Annotated in this window: 17 protein-coding genes; 6 read left to right on the plus strand and 11 right to left on the minus strand. The window is 66.9% G+C overall.

Features of this window, described 5'->3' with window-relative positions:
- Positions 1 to 145 precede the first annotated feature (145 nt).
- The 5 genes from JZZ72_RS01410 to JZZ72_RS01430 form a co-directional block, all read right to left on the minus strand.
- Entirely contained in the window at positions 146 to 1,096 is a 951-nt protein-coding gene (locus JZZ72_RS01410) for a FecR domain-containing protein (protein WP_088515181.1), read from the minus strand.
- Positions 1,093 to 1,623 (minus strand): sigma-70 family RNA polymerase sigma factor, encoded by a 531-nt coding sequence (locus JZZ72_RS01415; protein WP_054915138.1) that lies wholly within the window; start codon positions 1,621 to 1,623, stop codon positions 1,093 to 1,095. Before JZZ72_RS01415 ends, JZZ72_RS01410 begins: the two co-directional genes overlap by 4 nt.
- A gap of 195 nt (positions 1,624 to 1,818) precedes the next feature.
- Entirely contained in the window at positions 1,819 to 3,075 is a 1,257-nt protein-coding gene (locus tag JZZ72_RS01420) for an OprD family porin (RefSeq protein WP_210013933.1), read from the minus strand.
- A gap of 172 nt (positions 3,076 to 3,247) precedes the next feature.
- Positions 3,248 to 3,775 carry a cytochrome b gene (locus JZZ72_RS01425; RefSeq protein ID WP_058541244.1) on the minus strand — a complete coding sequence of 176 codons (528 nt, stop codon included), beginning with the start codon at positions 3,773 to 3,775 and terminating at the stop codon, positions 3,248 to 3,250.
- Entirely contained in the window at positions 3,772 to 4,815 is a 1,044-nt protein-coding gene (locus JZZ72_RS01430; RefSeq protein ID WP_054915135.1) for a catalase family peroxidase, read from the minus strand. The genes JZZ72_RS01425 and JZZ72_RS01430 overlap by 4 nt, the downstream gene beginning before the upstream one ends.
- Positions 4,816 to 4,946: 131 nt before the next feature.
- On the opposite strand from JZZ72_RS01430, the gene JZZ72_RS01435 reads away from it, so the two are divergent.
- Together JZZ72_RS01435 and JZZ72_RS01440 are read left to right on the plus strand one after the other, a co-directional pair.
- Positions 4,947 to 5,456, plus strand: coding sequence for a sigma-70 family RNA polymerase sigma factor (locus JZZ72_RS01435; protein WP_043860914.1), 510 nt, complete (start codon positions 4,947 to 4,949; stop codon positions 5,454 to 5,456).
- Positions 5,453 to 6,205: an anti-sigma factor family protein gene (locus JZZ72_RS01440; protein ID WP_088515176.1), complete on the plus strand. Its 753-nt coding sequence runs from the start codon at positions 5,453 to 5,455 to the stop codon at positions 6,203 to 6,205. The genes JZZ72_RS01435 and JZZ72_RS01440 overlap by 4 nt, the downstream gene beginning before the upstream one ends.
- Here the strand turns inward: JZZ72_RS01440 and JZZ72_RS01445 are convergent.
- The gene (locus JZZ72_RS01445) at positions 6,144 to 7,082 is read right to left on the minus strand and encodes a LysR substrate-binding domain-containing protein (protein ID WP_210013934.1); all 939 of its coding nucleotides are present in this window, start codon (positions 7,080 to 7,082) and stop codon (positions 6,144 to 6,146) included. The genes JZZ72_RS01440 and JZZ72_RS01445 overlap by 62 nt on opposite strands.
- A gap of 113 nt (positions 7,083 to 7,195) precedes the next feature.
- Between JZZ72_RS01445 and JZZ72_RS01450 the strand changes: the two genes are divergently transcribed.
- The gene (locus JZZ72_RS01450) at positions 7,196 to 8,038 is read left to right on the plus strand and encodes an SDR family NAD(P)-dependent oxidoreductase (RefSeq protein WP_210013935.1); all 843 of its coding nucleotides are present in this window, start codon (positions 7,196 to 7,198) and stop codon (positions 8,036 to 8,038) included.
- Between the two features lie 149 nt (positions 8,039 to 8,187).
- Positions 8,188 to 9,561 carry a nucleotide 5'-monophosphate nucleosidase PpnN gene (ppnN, locus tag JZZ72_RS01455; protein WP_043860910.1) on the plus strand — a complete coding sequence of 458 codons (1,374 nt, stop codon included), beginning with the start codon at positions 8,188 to 8,190 and terminating at the stop codon, positions 9,559 to 9,561.
- 80 nt (positions 9,562 to 9,641) lie between these two features.
- Here ppnN and JZZ72_RS27700 read toward each other — a convergent pair whose 3' ends face one another.
- Positions 9,642 to 10,277 carry a TetR/AcrR family transcriptional regulator gene (locus tag JZZ72_RS27700; protein ID WP_081315165.1) on the minus strand — a complete coding sequence of 212 codons (636 nt, stop codon included), beginning with the start codon at positions 10,275 to 10,277 and terminating at the stop codon, positions 9,642 to 9,644.
- Between the two features lie 5 nt (positions 10,278 to 10,282).
- Positions 10,283 to 12,697 carry a membrane-bound PQQ-dependent dehydrogenase, glucose/quinate/shikimate family gene (locus JZZ72_RS01465; protein ID WP_210013936.1) on the minus strand — a complete coding sequence of 805 codons (2,415 nt, stop codon included), beginning with the start codon at positions 12,695 to 12,697 and terminating at the stop codon, positions 10,283 to 10,285.
- Between the two features lie 159 nt (positions 12,698 to 12,856).
- Between JZZ72_RS01465 and JZZ72_RS01470 the strand changes: the two genes are divergently transcribed.
- Positions 12,857 to 13,420 carry a GNAT family N-acetyltransferase gene (locus JZZ72_RS01470; protein WP_052504230.1) on the plus strand — a complete coding sequence of 188 codons (564 nt, stop codon included), beginning with the start codon at positions 12,857 to 12,859 and terminating at the stop codon, positions 13,418 to 13,420.
- Between the two features lie 113 nt (positions 13,421 to 13,533).
- Here the strand turns inward: JZZ72_RS01470 and fauA are convergent, their stop codons facing one another.
- Both fauA and JZZ72_RS01480 read right to left on the minus strand, forming a co-directional pair.
- A complete protein-coding gene (gene fauA / locus JZZ72_RS01475; protein ID WP_058541236.1) occupies positions 13,534 to 15,726 on the minus strand; it encodes a TonB-dependent alcaligin siderophore receptor FauA in 2,193 nt (730 codons plus the stop codon).
- A gap of 124 nt (positions 15,727 to 15,850) precedes the next feature.
- A complete protein-coding gene (locus JZZ72_RS01480) occupies positions 15,851 to 16,789 on the minus strand; it encodes a helix-turn-helix transcriptional regulator (RefSeq protein WP_052504229.1) in 939 nt (312 codons plus the stop codon).
- Positions 16,790 to 16,868: 79 nt separating this feature from the next.
- Here JZZ72_RS01480 and JZZ72_RS01485 point away from each other — a divergent pair, with 79 nt between their 5' ends.
- Positions 16,869 to 17,330, plus strand: a complete 462-nt coding sequence (locus JZZ72_RS01485) for a GNAT family N-acetyltransferase (RefSeq protein ID WP_058541365.1) — start codon at positions 16,869 to 16,871, stop codon at positions 17,328 to 17,330.
- Between the two features lie 79 nt (positions 17,331 to 17,409).
- Here the strand turns inward: JZZ72_RS01485 and JZZ72_RS01490 are convergent, their stop codons facing one another.
- Positions 17,410 to 19,833: a TonB-dependent siderophore receptor gene (locus tag JZZ72_RS01490; protein WP_210013937.1), complete on the minus strand. Its 2,424-nt coding sequence runs from the start codon at positions 19,831 to 19,833 to the stop codon at positions 17,410 to 17,412.
- Between the last annotated feature and the right edge of the window lie 49 nt (positions 19,834 to 19,882).

Here is a 19,882-nt window from a genome sequence, read left to right on the forward strand (position 1 = left end):
GTCGGATGCAGAAGGGATGCACGAAAGGGGGTGTTTCAGACAAGGCGGATGAGAATGAGAAAAAGTACCGCGGGATGAGGAATTTTTTTTGCTGCATCAAACACTGCGCTGTGCAGGTCAAGAGCCGGCCAGACAAGGCCGGCGCCTACATCACCCGCACCCAGTACCGACCATGCCGCTCGATTCGCAAATCGAACGAGCGCGCCAGCGCCGACAGCGCTGCATCACTGTCGGTCAACGAGAAGTTGCCCGACACACGCTGCTCTGCCAGCTGCGGCGCATAGGTCAGCAACCCCGGCCGGTACCGCCCCAGCTCGTCGAGCAGATCACCCAGCCGCCAGTTCTCCACCACCAGTTGCCCCAGGCTCCACGCCGCCTGGGCCGCCGACGCCAGCTGCGGGCTATCCACCCGCTGATCACTGAACCCGCACGCCTGCCCGCTCTCCAGGCGCTGCGCCTCCCCCAGCAAGGGGCTGACCCGCACCGCATGCTCGAACACCTCGACCTCGCTGCGCCCGGCCTGCTGCGCCACGCTGAAGCGCGTGCCCAACGCCTGCACCACGCCCTGCGCGGTCTGCACCCGCAACGGCCGCTGCTGCACATCCTTGCCACTGGTAAGCAGGATGCGCCCGCGCACCAGCTGAATCAGCCGTTGCCGGCTGTCGAAGCGAATGTTCACCGCCGACGTCGTATCGAGCACCAGCTGGCTACCGTCGGCCAGGGTGACGCTGCGAATTTCACCCGTGCCACTGTGCACGTCCGCCAGCAACGCCTGCGCCGGAGTACTGCGGTAGCTGGCCCAGCCACCCAGCCCCAGCCCGGTCGCCAGCAGCAGCCCCTTGACCACGCCGCGGCGGGTCAGGCCCTGGGCTTCGGCACGCTTGAAGGCATCGAACGCCAGCCCACCCGGCACACTGGCCAGTTGCCCATGCAACTGCTCGACCCGGGCCCAGGCCCAGCCGTTCTGCGGGGCACTGTCCAACCATGCCCGCCAGGCCCGTTCCAGGCCGGGGCTGGCATCGCCGGCCATGCGCTGCACATGCCAGCGGGCGGCTTCCTTGAGCGCCTGGCGCTGCGCTTCGCGGTCGTTGCTCATGGCTGCTCGTCGAAGGCGAGCAGCAGGCAGCGCTCGGTGGTCTTGTACATGTACTTCTTCACCGAACTGAGCGAAACGCCCAGCGCCGTGGCGATTTCGCCATAGGTCATGCCCAGCCAGTTGGCCATCAGGAACGCCTGGCGCGCCTTGGCGCCGCACCCGGCCAGCAGGCGGTCGACTTCGCGCAGGGTCTCGAGAATCAGCAGGCGCTCTTCCAGCGAGATCTCCTCGTACACCGGCTGGGCGGCCAGGGCCTCGAGGTAGGCCTGTTCAAGCTTCTGGCGCCGGAAGTGGTCGATCATCACCCGCCGCGCCACGGTCGCCAGGTAGCTGCGCGGCTCGCGCAGCAGGCGCACCAGCTCCAGCGACTCGGACGAGGCGAGGATGCGCACGAAGGTGTCCTGCATCAGGTCGGCGGCGCGCTGCGGGCAGCTCAGGCGCCTGCGCAGCCAGTGCTGCAACCACAGGTGATGGTGCTGGTAGAGCTGGCCGACTTCGGCGTTGGCGGGTGAGGTGGGGGCGCTCATCCTGGCGACTTCCGAGAAAAAGGATGCAGATGATAAGCATTCCCAAGAATGTTAGGAAGAGGGCAGGTGAAATAGCGCTGGGCGCATCGCGGGTCAAGCCCGCTCCCACGGGGTCTGCACCGTCCTGCAAGGCAGCGGTTTGGCTGTGGGAGCGGGCTTGCCCCGCGAAAGGGCCGCCACGCGGCCCCTCGACGATTACCACAACGCCAGCGTATACCCCACGATCAAGCGGTTCTCGTCGATATCGCTGGTCAACCCGCCACTGGAACGGAACGTCGCATTGCGCAATCGCACGCTCACGTTCTTCAGCGGCCCGCTCTGCACCACATAGGCAATGTCGGTGTCGCGCTCCCATTCCTTGCCGCCGCTCACCGTCGCGGTCTGGATATGGCTGCCATTCACATAACGGGTCATGAAGCTCAGCCCCGACAGCCCCAGCGCGGCGAAGTTGTAGTCGTAGCGCGCCTGCCACGCATCGGTTTCGGCCTTGGTGAAGACATTCACCGTCACCAGGTTGACCGAGTACGGGTCCAGCCCCGGGTAGGCGAAGTCGCCGTCCCCCGAGAGGTTCTGGTAGCCCAGGCCGAATTTGTGCGCGCCCACGCCCAGGGTCAGCATGCCGTTGAAGAAGCGGTTGTCGATGCGCCCGCCGTCCACCCGCGCAGCGGAACGCAGGTTGGCGCTGCCTTGTTCGCGGGTGTCGAAGTAGCGCAGGTCGCTGCGCAGGCTCACGCCTTCGGCCAGCGGCAGGTCATGCACCAGCCCGGCGTAGTGCTGGCGGTAGAGGTCGTGCATCTGTGCGTAGTAGTAGCTCAGCGCCAGGTTGGGGCGCAGTGCGTAGGTGCCGCCTGCCAGGTCCAGGTGGCTGCTCTGGACACCGGCATAGCTCATCTGGTCGTTGCTCGAGGAGTCGCGCAGGTTCTGTTTTTCCAGGCGGCCCACGTTCAGGGTCAGGCCGTCGATGTCCTGCGAGGTCAGCAGGCTGCCGTTGTAGGTCGAGGGCAGCAGGCGCACGTCGTTGATCGAGGCAACCGGCAAGGTGGGCTGCAAGGTGCCGAGCTTGAGCACGCTCTTGCCCAGGCGCAGCTTGGCGGTCAGGCCCAGTTCGCTGTAGTCGTGCGCCGGCTCCTGGCTGGCGCCGAACGGCAGCAGGCCGGTGCCCCGGTGCGCCTTGCTGGAGTCGAGCTTCAGGCCCAGCTCGCCCAGCGCATCCAGGCCAACGCCCAGGGTGCCTTCGGTGTAACCCGATTCCATGCGCAGGATGAAGCCCTGGGCCCACTCCCGCGCCTGGCTCTGGGGCGCGGCGTGCTGGCGAAAGTCGCGGCTGAAATAGAAGTTGCGGGCCTCCAGGCTGGCCTTGCTGTCCTGGATGAAATCGGCCTGCACAAGTAACGGCGCAAGCGCGGCGCACAGGCCGGCGCTGGCCGTCAGGGGACGGCGGGAAAACGACATGCAATCTACCTTTTGTTGTTGTTCTGGCGGCAGCCGCTGCTGCGGTGCGGGCATATAATTAACATATTATCTTTTTGCCCCGAAAGCCTTTGCAGGCTTGCGAGCGAAAAAAGTTAACGTGTTAACGTTATGCCCGTTGCCAGGTAGGTTGCCTGTTGCTGCGCCGGCGCGCTCAGCGCCCCGGCCACATGCTGCGCAACACGCCATCGCGGCGGACAAAACCGTGCACCAGTGCGGCGGCGATATGCACCAGCACGGTGGCAAACAGCAGGTACGCCAGCCAGCCGTGCAGGGCGCGCAGCAGGGCGTACAGGCGCAGGTCGTGGGGCGCGATGGCCGGCAGTTGCCACGGCAGCGGGTAGCCACCGGCCGATTGCATGCCCCAGCCGATCAGCGGCATGCCCAGCATCAACCCGTACAGCAGCAGGTGCGAAGCCTTGGCGGCCCACTGCTGCAGGCGTGGCAGGTCGCTGGGCAGGGGCGGGGTGGCGTAACGCAGGCGTGTGGCGATGCGCAGCACCACCAGCACCAGCAGGGCCAGGCCGATGGCCTTGTGCAGGCTGACCAGCCAGGGGTGGCGGGGCGAGAGGTCGGCGACCATGCTCACGCCGACAAACAGCATCGTCAGGATCAACACGGCCATCAGCCAGTGCAGCAGGCGCGCCAACGGGTGGAAGCGGGTGGACGGGTGCAGGTTCATGGGTGGGCCCCCAGGGCGGTTTCGCGGCTGCGCCGGTTGAAGGATTCGGCATAGGCGGCCGAGCGGGCGGCCAGGATCGGGTCGGCCGAGGCCTGGATGCCGTCGGGCAGTATCAGCGGGTCGAAGTTCAGGTCACGGCATTCGCCCTGCTCGGGCGCATCGACGTGATCGATCACCAGGGTGCCGGCATCGACCTGCTGGCGGGTGACGGGCCAGGGGCGCGCGGGGTCGTCCACCGGGTCGTCGGCGCCGGCCAGGGTCAGGCGCAGGGTCCAGCGCAGCGGGCCCTTGGCCAGGCGTTGCTGCAGGTCGTGCTGAAGGAAGTTCCTGTCGTCGACCTGGGCTGGCAACGGGGCGAAGTCGCTGTGCGGCTGCAGGCTCCAGCGCACGTACTGCACCTTGCCCGCCGCATCCACCAGGCGAAACGCGTTGATGCTGTTGAAGGCCGAGCTGGCAAAGCTGTCAGAAGGCTTGTAGTCCCTGGCCCACTGGCGGAAGGCGGCGCTTTCGGGATGCCTGGCGAAAAACGCCTGCAGGGCCGCCGGGTCCGGCTTGCCGGTGGCCGGGTCGGGCGTCGAGGCCAGCACCTGTTCGTAGAACCCTGCGGCATCGCTGACGGCCAGCACTGGCGGGGTGTTCATGCCGGTACGCCAGCGCTGACCGTCGTCGCTGCTGAACTGCAGCGCGAGGCTGCGGGTGGCGACACTGGCGTCGGCGCTGAACGGGTTGGCGCCGCCGATGGCGAAACGTCCGATCACCGGCACTCTGGATTGGCTGAACACCCGGGCCCGCGACCAACTGGCAGCCTGGCCGCTGCTGTCGAAATAGCCGCTCACGCACAGGCCCTTGGCGTGGTTCTTTCGATAGCCGGGGTAGTGCCCGGCCTGGGCCTCGAAGGTGTCGATGATACGTTGCGGGGTCAGGCGCTGCGGGCCGATCCAGCCGGCAGCGTAGGCAAAGCTTGCGCCCAGGGCGGCGATACCCAGGCCGATGACGGCCAGGCGCAGGGTGCGGGCGCGACCGTTTAACGGAGTGCTCATGGCGGCGATCCGGTCAGTGAATGAGCCGGTACGACGCACCGCACCAGGTTTTATTCCACGCCGGCGGGAATAAATTTCGGCGGCGAGCGTCTGCCTCGTACACTGACTGCCAGCCGCCCAGAACCCCGACCATGAACGATCTTGATGACGACCAGTTGCGCGACATGCTCCAGCGCCTGCGCCGCTTTGCCTTGTGGCTGACCCGCGAGGCCAGCAGCGCCGACGACCTGGTGCAGGCCACGGTGGAGCGCGCCCTGAGCCGGCGCGGCCAGCAGCGTGGCGATGACAGCCTGCGCGCCTGGCTGTTCGCGATCCTGTACCGGCTGTTCATCGACGCCAAGCGCCGCGAGCGCCGGCATGCACGCTGGCTGGCGTGGTTCGGGCGCGACGAGGCGGTGGGCAGCAGCACCGAGGATATCGTGCTCGCCGAGTCGGGCCTGGCCGCATTCGCGCGCCTGCCCACCGAGCAACGGGCGCTGTTGCTGCTGGTGAGTGTCGAGGGCCTGAGCTACAAGGAGGCCGCCCAGGCCCTGGACGTGCCCATCGGCACGGTGATGTCGCGCCTGTCGCGGGCGCGTGCGGCAATGCGAGAACTGGCCGAGGGCAATACGCCGCCCCCGGCATTGCGGAGGTTGAAATGAGCCGGCTGATCCCGTCCGAAGACGAGTTGCACGCCTATGTCGACGAACGCCTCGAGACGGCGCGCCGCCGCGAGGTGGAACTGTACCTGGCAGCCCACCCCGAGCAGGCGGCGCGGGTCGAGGGCTGGCGCGCCGATGCACGCCTGCTGCGCACCGCCCTGGCCGGGCTGGCCGAGCAGCCCGCGAACCCGCGGCTCGACCCGGCAGCCGTGCGCCGCGCCGTGCGCCAGCGCCATCGCCGCCAATGGGCCAGCGCGGCGATGCTGCTGGTGGCACTGGGCATCGGTGGCCTGGGCGGCTGGCAGGCGCGCGAGTCGAGCCTGCAGGCGGGCCTTGCACCGATGGCCGATGCCGTGCAGGCGCACCGCCTGTTTGCCCAGTCGGGCACATTGGACCTGAACGTGCAGCGGCCGGGGCAATTGCAGGCCTGGCTGGGCGAGCACTTTGCCCAGGCAGGGCAGTTGCCGGACCTCTCGGCCTATGGCTTCACGCCGGTGGGCGCGCGGTTGCTCAGCAACGAGCAGGGGCCGGCGGCGCTGCTGCTGTTTCAGGATGCCAGCGGCGAGCGGGTCAGCCTGTTCCTGCGCTCGCCCGGCGAGCACTATGCGCGCATGCCCAGTGGCGAGCGGGTGGACGGCGAGTTGCAGGCCCGCTACTGGTCGCAGGGCGCCTACAACTACGCGCTGGTCAGCCCGGCAGCAGAGCCGCGTGCCGCGCAGTTGCGCCAGGCACTGGGGATTGCCCTGTAGCCGGTGCGAACAGGTCCATGAAGTGGCGTGCCTGCGGGGTGCTCTGCACCCCCGGGCACACCATGTACAGGCCCAGCGGCGGGGTGTCGTGCAGGGCACAGAAGTGCACGCCGTCCTGGCGGTTGGCCCGCGCCGCCGCCTGCGGCACCAGGGCCACGCCGAACCCGCAGCCCACCAGGCTGACCAGTGTCTGCATCTGCGCCGCCTGCTGGCTGATGCGCGGGGTGAAGCCGGCGCGTTCGCACAGGCTCAGCATCTGCTGGTGAAAGCCGCTGCCCAGGGCCGGCGGGGTGAACACGAAATCTTCGTCTGCGGCCTCGCCCAGGTGCACCGGGCCACCGTGGGCCAGTCGGTGCCCGGCAGGCACCGCCAGCAGCAGCGGCTCGTCGAGGATCAGCCGGCTGTGCAGGCGCTCGCTCAGCCCCGGCAACTGGCGCATGAAGGCCACGTCCAGTTCACCACCCAGCACGCCCTCGGCCAGTTGCGCCGAGGGTTGCTGCTGCAGGCTCAGGCGCACCTTGGGCCACTGCGCGCGAAACCGGCGCAGGGCCTCGAGCAGCGGCGGGTAGCCGGCCAGTGCCAGGCTGCCGATGCGCAGGTGCCCGCTGACCCCGTCGGCCACCTCGCGGGCGTGTTCGGCGCCCTGGTCCAGCAGGCTCAGGGTGGCGCGCGCGGTCTCGACGAAGGCCTGGCCGGCGCCGGTCAGGCACACCCCGCGCGAGTGACGGACCAGCAGCGTGCAACCGAGCTTCTGTTCCAGCCGCGCAATCGCCTGGCTCAGCGGTGGCTGGGCCATGTGCAGGCGTTCGGCGGCGCGGTGGATGTGCAGTTCTTCGGCAACGACGATGAACTGGCGTAACAGGCGGGTCTCGATCATGGCGGCGTCCCTGGCGCGGTGCGATATCTGACGGGTATCGGAACCGGCCTTCGATAGTATTCAACTTTGCGCGGCGCGCTCGATAGGCTCGACGACTTTACAGGAGAGCGCCCATGAACTTCACCCATCGCACCTTTCTCGTCACCGGCGCCGCCCGCGGCCTGGGGCTTGCCTACGCCAGGGCCCTGGCCGAACGCGGCGCGCGGGTGGTCATTACCGACCGCGGCGCCGACCGCGCCGGCTGTGGCACCGACCCCGGCCCGGTCGAACAGGCGGCCCAGGCCCTGCGGGCGGCGGGGCACCAGGTACTCGGGCGCTGCGCCGAGCTGGCCGATGAATCGGCCTGTGAGGCGCTGGTGGCACGCACTGTGGAGCAGTTCGGCGGCCTCGACGGGGTGATCCACAACGCCGGCTGGGTGGGGTACCAGCCGATCGAGCAGGTGGATGCAGGCTTTGTCGAGCGCGCCCTGGCGATCAACGTGCAGGCGCCCTTGTGGCTGTGCAAGCACGCCTGGCCGCACCTGAAGGCCAGCGCCGCGCCGCGGGTGGTACTGACGAGCTCCGACCGGGCCATGTATGCGTGCTACGCGCAGACCGGGCTGGCGGCCTATGCCGCCGGCAAGATGGCGCAGCTGGGCATCATGAATGCCTTGAGCGAAGAGGGCGCCGCACACGGCATTCTGGTCAACGCGGTTTCGCCGGTGGCGCGCACGCGCATGTGGGGCGAGGAGGGCGAGCCGGATGACCTCAAGCCCGAGTGGGTGGTGCCGGGGGTGGTGTACCTGGTGTCGGACGCATGCCAGGTGACGGGGCAGGTGCTGCGCGCCAGCAACGGGCAGTTCGTGGCCACGCGCTTCGAGGAGCAGACGGGGGTCACCTACCCGAGGGATCTGCGCGGGGTCGAGGCGCAGCGGCCCGAGCAGGTGGCACAGTGCTGGGCGGCGCACGGAATCTGAGGCATCGCCGGGGGATCGCGCCTACTCTTTCAGGCAGACCGTTTGCCATTGCGACCGGCCACCTGATAAAACCTGTATGCAGCATTGCGTCAGGCGTTAATACCCCGATGCCACAGCCGTTCGCTGGCGTCGTACATATGGAATCCAGAATGACCCCAAGACACGTAATCAACGCATCTGTCAGCCCCAAAGGCAGCCTGGAGACACTCTCCCAACGTGAAGTGCAGCAACTGAGCGAAGCCGGTTCCGGCAGCATCTACACCCTGTTCCGCCAGTGCGCCCTGGCCATCCTCAATACCGGCGCCCACGTCGACAACGCCAAGACCATTCTCGACGCCTACAAGGACTTCGAAGTCCGTATCCACCAGCAGGACCGCGGCGTGCGCCTTGAGCTGCTGAACGCGCCGGCCGACGCCTTCGTCGATGGCGAAATGATCGCCAGCACCCGCGAAATGCTGTTCAGCGCCCTGCGCGACATCGTCTACACCGAAAGCGAACTGGACCGCATGGGCATCGACCTGGAAAGCTCCCAGGGCATCACCGACTACGTCTTCCAGCTGCTGCGCAACGCGCGCACCCTGCGCCCGGGCGTGGAGCCGAAGATGGTGGTGTGCTGGGGCGGCCACTCGATCAGCACCGAGGAATACCAGTACACCAAGAAGGTCGGCCACGAGCTGGGCCTGCGCAAGCTGGACATCTGCACCGGCTGCGGCCCGGGCGTGATGAAGGGGCCGATGAAGGGCGCCACCATCGCCCACGCCAAGCAGCGCATGAGCATCGGTCGCTACCTGGGCCTGACCGAGCCGGGCATCATCGCCGCCGAGGCGCCGAACCCGATCGTCAACGAGCTGGTGATTCTGCCGGACATCGAAAAGCGCCTGGAAGCCTTCGTGCGCGTGGGCCACGGCATCATCATCTTCCCCGGTGGCGCAGGCACGGCCGAGGAGTTCCTGTACCTGCTGGGCATCCTGATGCACCCGGAAAACCGCGACCTGCCGTTCCCGGTGATCCTCACCGGCCCGCGCAGCGCCGAGGCGTACCTGCAGCAGTTGCATGATTTTGTCGGCGCCACCCTGGGCGAGGCGGCCCATGCGCTGTACGAGATCATCATCGACGACCCGGCCCAGGTGGCGCGGCAGATGACCGAGGGGCTCAGGCAGGTCAAGCAGTTCCGCCGCGAGCGCAACGATGCGTTCCACTTCAACTGGATGCTGAAGATCGAAGAGGGCTTCCAGCGCCCGTTCGACCCGACCCACGCCAACATGGCCAGCCTGCAGCTGAGCCGCGACTTGCCGGCACACGAGCTGGCGGCGAACCTGCGCCGGGCGTTCTCCGGGATCGTGGCGGGCAACGTGAAGGACAAGGGCATTCGCCTGATCGAGGAGCATGGGCCGTACGAGATCCATGGCGATACCGCGATCATGCAGCCACTGGACAAGCTGTTGCAGGCGTTCGTGGAGCAGCATCGGATGAAGCTGCCGGGTGGGGCGGCGTATGAGCCGTGCTACCGCGTGGTGAGTTGAAGCTTCGCCGGCAAGGCCGGCTCCTACAGACGGTGCACGACCTGTAGGAGCCGGCCTTGCCGGCGAATGGGCCAAAACGATCAGCCCTGCTGCAAACGCCTGAGCACCAACCCGGTCAGCTCATCGATCATCGGCCGGAACGCTTCGGCCGTGCAGTGCTGCCCGAGCATCACGGTGCGTGTGGTGAGGTGCGAGAACAGCGCATCGAACAGCACGTGCGGCAGTTCCGACAGCGATGCATCCGCGGCCACTGCCCCTTGCCCGCGCTGGCCCTCGAGCAAGCGCAGAATCAGCGAATGCCACACCTGCGGGCCATGCTCGTACCAGGTCTGGCCCACTTCGGGCACATGCGCCGTGCCATTGACCACCAGGCGGTAGAACGCCACGTGCCGCGGGCTGGTGACCACTGCCACCAACTGGTCGAGGATCAGCCGCAGCCCCTCGGCCAGCCCCACGGTGCTGGTGTCCAGCTGGCGCAGGTCGATGATGAAGTCGTCGCACAGGTACTCCACCACCGCCACCAGCAGCTCGTTCTTGCTGCCGAAGTAGCGGTAGATGGTGGCTTTGGAACCGCCTGCCGCGGCGACGATGGCGTCCATGCTGACGCCATCGTAGCCGTGCTCCAGAAACAGCTCGCTGGCGGTCACCAGCAGGTTGCGCCTGCGCTCCACACTTCGGCTCGTAGGGGAAGTCGGGGCACGGTGCAACGGGGTCATGGGCGCTACTCTTTGTCAGGGAGCGCGTACGCTATCACGTAATCCCCGCGATCTGGAGACTGGCGCGCACCGCCGGCCACCACCACCACGTACTGACGGCCCGAGCGCGGCGACACGTAGCTCATCGGTGTGGCCTGGCCGCCGACCGGCAGGCGACCCTTCCACACTTCCTCGCCCGTGGCGATGTCCAGTGCCCGCAGGTAGTAGTCCTGGGTACCGGCATAGAACACCAGCCCGGCACCGGTGCTCACGCCGCCGCCCAGGGTGGGCATGCCCAGCGGGATCGGCAGGTTGGCACGCACGCCATTGATCACCGCGTCCTGCACCGTACCGGCCGGACGTTCCCAGACCTGCTTGCGGGTTTTCAGGTCGATGGCGGCGAATACGCCCCATGGTGGGCTCTGGCAGGGGATGCCCAGTGGCGAGTTGAAGGCCTTGTGGTCGATCACGAACGGCGTGCCGTCCATCGGGTAGGTACTGCCCACGCCGTGCCCGGACTTGAGGTGCGACAGGTCGACGTTTTCACGCTTGACCAGCTTGACCACCTGCGGGATGCGGATGTCGTTGAGGAACAGGTAGCCGTTGCGCTCGTCGATGGCCGCGCCGCCCCAGTTGAAGCCACCGTAGTAGCCCGGGTAGATCAGGGTGTCGCGGGTGCTCGGTGCGGTGAACTCACCCTCGTAGTTGAGCTCGCGGAAGTTAATACGGCACATCAGCTGGTCGAAGAAGGTCGCGCCCCACATGTCCTGTTCGGTCAGCGGTTCGGCGCCCAGCGCCGGCATGCCTACCGAGTAGGGTTGGGTCTTGGCTACCCAGTCGCCTTCGGCATGGGCCTGGGGCACGGGTTTTTCGACCACGTCGGCAATCGGCTTGCCGGTGCGACGGTCGAGCAGGAAGATCTGCCCGCGCTTGGTCAGCTGGATCAGCGCGGGGATCTTGCCGCCCTTGCCGTCCGGCACGTCGTACAGCGCCGGCTGGGCAGCCACGTCGTAGTCCCAGATATCGTGGTGCACGGTCTGGAAGGTCCAGCGCTCGCGGCCGGTGGCCATGTCCAGGGCAACCACGGCAGACGAGTATTTCTCGGTCAGCGCCGGGCGATCGCCACCCCAGAAATCGGGCTGCTGGTTGCCGGTAGGCAGGTAGACCAGGCCCAGTTCGTCATCGAACGCCGGGGTAGACCACATGTTCGGCGTGCTGCGGGTATAGGTTTCGCCCTCCGGTGGCAGCTTGGTGATGGCCGGGTTGCCCAGGTCCCACGCCCATACCAGTTCGCCGGTATCGGCGCTGAAGGCACGCACCACGCCTGACGGTTCGTCGGTGGAGCGGCCATCGAAGACCCAGCCGCCGAGGATGATCAGGTTGCGTGCAACGGTGGGCGCGGAGGTGTAGGCGTAGTACGGCACGCCTTCATCCACCAGGCCCAGGCCCTGGGTCAGGTCGACCGAGCCCTTGTCGCCGAAGTCTTCGCACGGCTTGCCGGTGTCGGCGTCGATCTCGATCAGCCGTGCATCCATGGTGACCTGCACGATGCGCTTGGCGCACACACCACCCGTGGCGCGTGGGGCGGGTGCCAGGTCAGCGAACTGGAACGGCTCCTGGACCTTGGCCGGCTCGTAGTAGCCAAGGCCGCGGCAGCGGTTCCAGGTCTTGTCGTTGGCGGGCTTGGAGTCGAAGGTCCAGCGCTCCTTGCCGGTGTCGGCATCCAGCGCGATGACCTTGCTCAACGGGGTGCAGGTGTACACCGTGTCGGCGATCTGGATCGGCGTGTTCTGCGACTCGGAGGCGCCTTCGGCGATCTCGCCGGTGCGGTAGGTCCAGGCCACCTGGAGCTTGTCGATGTTGCCCTTGTTGATCTGGTCCAGCGGCGTGAAGCGCGTGCCCTGCGGGCCGTTGCTGTAGTGCTGCCAGTCCTGTGGGGTGCCGGCCGTGGTGGCCGGGGTGTCGAGCACCGGTTCGGTGGTGGCGTGCATGACCCCGTGCGGCACGAAGGTCGAGGCGCCGCCGGCCACCAGGGCCAGCCCGAACAGGGCGGCGCAGGCATGGCTGAGGCCACGCTGACGGCCGCCGGCCAGGTACGGGTGCAACACCGCCGCCACCAGGCCGATCACCAGGAACGGCGCCAGGCGCGGCACCAGTGGCCAGAAGCGCAGGCCGACTTCCCACAGCGACCAGATGACGGTGGCGCCGAACACCAGCGCCATCAGGCCGGCGCCCAGCGGCTTACGCCGGGCATAGAGCACACCGGCCAGCAGCATGCCCAGGCCGGCCAGCAGGTAGTACCACGAGCCGCCGAGGGTGGCCAGGCGCACACCGCCGACTGCCAGGGCCAGGCCACTGAGGCCGAGCAGGGTACCGAAGATATAAAAGGCAAGGCGAGTTGAAGCAGGGGCAGGGGCCCCCGGGTTATCTGTGTTTTTCATTCCTGTTTGTCCATGACACGACCCCAGCTGCGCGGGCATGGGGGCGTGGATTCATGTTTAGTACTGTACGGTACAGTTTTATTTTGAACCTGTTCAGGCGGCAATGAAAGACAAAATGTCGCACCGGTGAAATTTTTTGTGACAATCCTCGGGATCAGGATGAACAGCAAGGGGAGTGCAGGCATGGTGTTGCAGGTGGTGGCGAGTACGCCCAGGACGGTGGTGGTGATGCCGGATGCGGTGTTGGCGCCGTGGGTGAACCAGGCGTTGATCGACAGCTTTGTGCTGCACCAGCCGTTTTTGCCGTGGGCCAAGGCCGCACCGGCGTTGCAGGACACGCGCAACAACCTGCGCCAGGCGTTGCTGGACCACGCGCGGGTGGCGGCCGAGAAACGTTACTTCATTCTCACGGCCGATCAGACCGCGGTGATTGGCTGTGCCGGCCTGTATCCGGACCCTGCGGGCGAGCATGCGCATGTGCTGGGGTACTGGGCCAACGTCGGGTACAGCGGGCAGGGGTTGATGAGCGAAGGCATCGGCGCGCTGCTGGCGGCGCAGGATTTCGGCACCCTGCGCCTGACCGCGGCGTCGGTGAACGGCGCCAGCCATGGGCTGGCCAGGGCGCTTGGGTTCGAGGTGGTGCGGGTGGTGGAGGGTGTGCGCGATACACCGTGGCATGGGGTGCATGACACCTGGATATTCGAGCGCAGGGTTGAGGGATGATTGAGGCGGGGCTGCCTTGCAGCCCATCGCGGATCAAGCCCGCTCCCACAGGTACTGCGATGTTCCTGGGGCCGGCGCAGTACTTGTGGGAGCGGGCTTGACCCGCGATGCGGTCAGAAGGTGGCGCGCACGCTCAGGCGCAGGTTGCGCGGCTCGCCGTACCAGCCCTGGCTGTAGAAGCCGATCTGCTCGTAGTAACGCTTGTCGAACAGGTTGTCGACATGCGCACTCACACTCAGGTGGTCGTTGAGGGCGTAACGGCTCATCAGGCTGACCAGCGTGTAGCCGCCTTGCTCCAGGTCGGTGAAACCGCCCGGCATCGCCACGTCGCTGCGTGACACGCCACTGCGCCACGTCGCGCCACCGCCCACGGTCAGCTTGTCCAGCACACCGCCCAGACGGTAGGTGCTGAACAGCTTGGCCTGGGTGCGCGGGTGGTTGGTGTTGATCGCCTTGTCGTCGGCATTGCGGGCAATGAAGTGGGTGTAGCTGGCCGACAGGTTCCACTGCTCGGTGAGCTGTCCGGCCAGTTCCAGGTCGAAGCCGTCGACCCGCGCCCCGGTGCCGGCCTTGTACGCCTGCTCATTGGGGCGCCCCTCCACGTTCACCCCCGGGATCGCTTCGGCCAGGCCCTCCTGCTGGGTGCGGTACACCGCCAGCGCTGCGTTCAGGCGACCGTCCAGGTAGCCGGCCTTGATGCCGGCCTCGTAGCTGTCGCCGGTCACCGGGTCGAGGATGCTGCCGTCCGGCCCGCGCGCGTTCTGCTGGTTGAAGATGCTGGTGTAGCTGGTGTACAGGCTGTAGGTCGAGTTCAGGTCATACACCAGCCCCGCGTAGGGCGTCACTTCGTTGCGGTAGCGGTACTGGCGCAGGCTGCCGTAGTAGTCCTGGTCGATTTCCCAGTTGCTGACCCGTGCGCCGAGTATCAGGTGCAGCGGGTCGGCCAGCGACAGGCGCGTTACCGCGTAGCCGCCGTTCTGCCGGGTGTGGGTGGCATCGCCCGAGGCACGCACGTTGGACCAGGCGGGCTCGGCAATGTGGTTGCTGTTCCAGTCCATGAAGTTGCCGGTATCCGGCACCGTGCCCAGCGGCCTGAACTGGTCGATGGTCAGGTCGTCGTCGATGCTCATCGCACCGAACGCCAGTTCGTGGCTGCGGCCCAGCAGCTGGAACGGCCCGCTGGCGGTCAGGTGCCAGTCGTCACGGGTGCGTTCGCCCTCGTACTTGAGGAAGCTGGCCGACATGCCGCGCCCGGTTTCGCGGTCCGGGTAGCCGCCGCGGTACAGGTAGCGCATGCGGTAGTTGCCTTCGAAGCGGCTGTAGGCGGCGCGCAGCTTCCAGTCGTTTTCCAACTGGTGCTCGAGGTCGACGAAGGCGGTGGTGGACTCGGTGCCGAAGTAGCCCCACTTGGTGTTGTTGGCCGCCGATCGGCCGAAATCGGTACGCCCGCCGTCCTTGTAGAACAGCGGAAAGCCGCTGCCCATGCCGTCGGTTTCGTTCTTCTGGTACTCCAGGCTGGTGGTCAGCCGGGTGCGCGGGCCCAGTTCGCTGCTGACCACGCCGTACAAGGTGCGCGAGCCGTAGTCCAGGTAGCTGACGTGGCTGTCCTTCTGCGAATAGGCGGCCACCACCCGCGCGGCGATGCGCCCGTCCTCGGTCAGCGGGGCCGACACGTCCACATCACCCCGTCGCTCGTCCCAGCGCCCGATGCCCGCCGAGCCGCTGGCGGCGAACTCGGGCAGCGGGCGCTTGCGCACGAAGTTGACCGCCGCCGACGGGCTGCCGGCGCCGGTCAGCAGGCCGGTGGAACCGCGCACGATCTCGACGCGATCATAGATGGCCGAGTCCATCTCGGTGGCGCCGAAGTTCCAGAAGCCGTTGATCGGCGAGGCCAGGCCGTCGAACTGGAAGTTGTCGATGGTGAAACCACGTGCCGAGAACGACAGGCGATTGCTGTCGTTGCGCACATGGGAAATGCCCGGCGCGCTGTCGAGAATCTGCGCGGTGTTGCTCAGGCCCTCGTCCTCGATCTGCTGGCGGGTCACCACGCTGACCGACTGCGGGGTTTCGCGGATCGACATCGGCAAGCCGATGGCGGTGGACATCGCGCCGGTGGTGTAGCTGGCGCTGCCTTCGGTGGTCTGCGGCCGGTACGCCTCGCCCTGTACGTCGGTGGCCTGCAGTGTCAGCACCGGCTTTTCGGCGGACTCCTCGGCACTGGCCATCAGGGAGACAAAGGCCCCGCCCAGCAGGGCGATACGCACGCTGCTGATCGGTCGGGTAGAGGGGGCAAGGCGGCGCTGCATGGGAATCGTTCTCCGCAGAGTATCGTTATCGTCTGCGTATTATTCACAGTTGCTTGCGGGGCCACGTTTGGCAGATGCCAGACTGCTTATGGGCGCTGCCAAAGCGTGCGTCGGGTGGGGAACTTCAGGCGGTTTCGCGGGGGGCGTGGCCAAAGCGCTGGCGAAACGCGGTGGCGAAATTGCTGGCGTGGCGGTAGCCGACATGGTGGGCGGCCTGCTGGATCTGCCAGCCCTGTTCGAGCAACTGGCGGGCCTGGTCGAGGCGCCGGTTGCGCAGGTAGCCGAACACCGTTTCGCCGTACAGCGCGCGGAACTTGCTGCGCAGTGAGCTGCTGCTCATGCAGGCCAGGCGCGCCAGTTCGTTGAGGTCGTGCTCGTCGCCGGGCTGTTGGTGCAGGTGCTCGCGCACCCGTTCGAGCATCAGCCGGTCGCGTGGGCACAGGCCCGGCGAAGGGGCCGGCAGGCTGTCGAAACTGGCCAGGCCGTGGCTGAGCAGTTGCAGGCTCAGGCCCTGGCACAACAGGTGCTGCAGGGTGCCTTGCCAGCGACCGGACAACATGTCTTCGATGCCCGCCAGCAGGTGCGCCGGCAGGGCCCAGCAACTCAGGGCCGAGCCGTGGCCGCGCAGGCGGGCCTCGATCAGCTCGGCCAAGGCCTCTTCGCCCACATCCTGCGGGCGGCGCAGCGACAGGTTGAGCCCGCGCAGGTGCGCGCCACCGCGGTGCAGTGCCGACATCGGCCGGCCATCGCCGCACAGCGCGGTGATGCAGGCGCCTGGTTGCAGGGGCTGGGTGCGGGTGTAGGTGATCGAGGCCTGACCCTGAAGTACCAGCGCGAGGGTCAGGTCGGGCATGTCCAGCGAATCGGCGCGGTAGGTGTGGAAGGCCTGCACGTCGGAGTTCACCAGGCTGAAGCCGGGGGCCAGGCGATGTTCGCTGATATGGCCCTGCATCAGGCACGGATCGTCCTCGCCGCCGTCGCCTTCGGGCAGGCTATAGTGCACGTCGTAGCGCTGGCCCAGGGCATGGAAGTCGCTCAGCAGGTAGCGGGTGGGCGCGGACAAGACAGGGCTCGGGTGTCGAAAAAAGGAAGGCGATAATAGCATTCATTCTCAAATGCAGGGTGGCTGGAGTGGGGCGGTGATGAGCGAAACATGTCAGGTGCGCCAAGCACTGGAAACGGATGCGCCGGCGATCAGCCGGGTGATTGTCCAGGCCTTGCGCACGAGCAACAGCCAGGATTATTCGCCGGCGGTGATTGCGCGGGTGGAGCAGAGTTTTTCCCCCGAGGCGCTGCTGGGGTTGATGGCGCGCCGGCAGGTGGTGGTGGCGCAGTTGGGCGGGCAGGTGGTGGGTACCGCGAGCCTGGAGGGGGACGTGGTGCGCACGGTGTTCGTGGCGCCGGACCGGCAGGGGCTGGGCATCGGTCGGGCCTTGATGCTGCATGTTGAAGAGCTGGCCGGTGCGTCGGGGGTGCAGGCGCTGCGGGTACCGTCCTCGCTGACGGCGCAGGCGTTCTATGCGCGGTTGGGGTATGCGGTGGTACGCGAGGTGGTGGAGGGGGAAGAGCGCACCATCGTGATGGCCAGGGCGCTGGGCAGGTGACACCGCGTCGGGGCATTCGCCGGCAAGGCCGGCTCCTACAGGCCGTGCAGGAGCCGGCCTTGCCGGCGAAGCAGGCGCGTCAGAACTGCGGCGTGTACTTGACGCTGAACATCATGTTGCGCGGCTCGCCGTAGTTGTTGTTGCCGCCGAGCTGGTTGTAGCCCGAGGCAATGTAGTGTTTGTCGAACAGGTTGTTGGCGTTGACTGCCACACTCACCTCAGGCGTCAGCTGATAGGCCAGGCGTGCATTCCACACCGTGTAACCGGGCACATCAAACGTACTCTCGTAACCCAGTGTGTGGCTCTGGCTGCTGAAGCCCAGGCCCGCGCTTACGCGGCTCCAGTCGCCCGGCAAACGGTAGTCGCTCCATACCCGCAGCATGTGCTTGGGGGTCCACTGGTTGAAGATCTTGCCTTCGTTCTCCGGGTCCTTGATGTACGTGGTGGTGGTGTAGGTGTACCCGGCGAACAGCTGCAGGTCGGGCATCACTTCGCCACTGATTTCGGCTTCGAAACCCTGGCTGCGCACCTTGCCGGACGCTTTCGAGCAATCGCCGGAGCCACATTGCGCAGAAGCGTCGGTGATCGCTCGGTTGTTCTGGTCGTAGCGGAACACGGCGAACGAGGTGTTGACCCGGCCATCCATCAGTTCGCCCTTGAGGCCCACTTCGTAGTTGCTGCCGACAATCGGCTTCAGCACCGATTGTGCGGCATCGAGTTCGCTCTGCGGCTGGAACACGTCGGTGTAGCTGGCGTAGGCCGCCCATTCCTGGGTCAGGTCATAGATGATGCCGGCATAGGGGGTAACCACACCGGTTTCGGTCATGACGCTTGGGTCAGCGACCGTCACCGTGTTGCCCTGTGTGATGACTGAGGAGTAGCGGAAGTCGTACCAGCTCACGCGCGAGCCAAGCACTACGGTCAACGGCTCGGCCAGCTTGACCCGCCAACTGCCGTACAGGCCTTTCTGGCGCACGTCATATTCGCTTGCGGTGGCTCGGCCGCCGTCACGCATCAGGCTGTCGTAGCTGGGTTTGGGGCGGTCGTGGTCGATATCGAAGATATTGCCGCCGTTGATGAAGGTGCGCGCGAACACATCGTCGGTCTTGAGCTGGGAATAGTTGCCACCCAGGATGAGTTCCTGTTGCAGCCCCAGCGTCTCGAAATGGCCGTTGACGTAGGCGTCCAGACCCACCTTGGTCGAGTCGAAGTCGGTGTACCAGTTGGCATACTGGACACCGCTGCCGTCAGGATTCAGCCCTTGGCCGGTGGTTTGCACCCGCTGGTGCAGCGAGTCGTTGCTCTCGCTCATGTGCACGGCGGCGGCATGCACCTTCCAGTCGTCGTTGAAGCGGTGGTCGAGGTCGGCAAACACCGTGGTCACGTCGATTTCCGAGTGGTTCCAGCGCGCGCCGGTATAGGTCGAGCGCGGCACGTCCACAGGGCGTCCGTCGGCATAGCGCGGCAGGCCACGCAGCATGGGCCGTGAGGTGTTGTCCGCGTAGCTCACGCCCACACCCACGGTGGTGTCCGGGCTCAGGTCGAAATCCAGCGCGCCGTACAGCGAGTGGGTCTTGCTCCACTCGTAGTCGATGAACGACTGGCTCTGGTCTTCGTCGGCGACGAAGCGCCCGCGGATCGTGCCCTGCTGGTTCAGCGGGCCGCCAGCGTCCAGTTGCAGGCCGTAGTGGTCCCAGGAGCCGGCCTTGCCGGTGACGGTCACGGTGGGTTTGTCCTGCCCGCGCTTGCGCACCAGATTGATCGCGCCGCCCGGGCTGCCGGTGCCCTGCAGCAGGCCCGAGGCACCGCGCAGGAACTCGATGCGGTCGAAGAAGATCAGGTCCTGGGTCGCCCAGTTGCCCAGCGAGTAGGTGTTGCGCGGAATCGGCACGCCGTCGTACTGCCAGTCGTCGATCTGAAAACCGCGCGACATCAGGATCATGCCCTTGCCCACGCCTTGCTGGCCGACCAGGCCGGTGGTCTGGTTGGCGGCGTCCTTGAGGTTGGTCAGGCCCTGGTCGTCCATCTGCTTGCGGGTCATGACGCTGACCGACTGGGGGATTTCCTTGAGCGTGTGTTCGCCCTTGCCGATGGTGGTGACCCGCGCTGCGTAGGAGTTCGAGCCTTCAGTGGTGGCCAGGTTGCGCACCTCGGTGATGCTGGTGGCGCCCAGCTCCAGTGCGCCTGCGGTGTCTACCCCCGGCACCACGCTGAAGTGGCCGCTGCCGGTCACCAGCAGTTGCAGCCCGCTGCCGGCCAGTGCGGCCTGCAGGGCCTGCTCGGCGCTCATCTGCCCACGGACGGCCGGGGCCTGTCTGCCCTGCACCAGGGCCGGGTCGAGGGAGATGATCTGGCCGCTCTGGCTGGCGATGGCATTGAGCGTGGCGGCGAGCGGGCCGGCCGGCAGGTTGAACGCAAGTGCCTGCTGCTGGGCAGACACGGCGCAGCTCAGGGTGGCCAGGGCAACGGCGACGGGGAGGGCGCGGGACCAAGGGTTGAGCACGGAATTCTCCTGATTGTGTGTGCAGTCAGGAGATAGGTGGGATAAGAAA

The organism is Pseudomonas palmensis (assembly GCF_017848315.1).
GTDB lineage: Bacteria > Pseudomonadota > Gammaproteobacteria > Pseudomonadales > Pseudomonadaceae > Aquipseudomonas > Aquipseudomonas palmensis.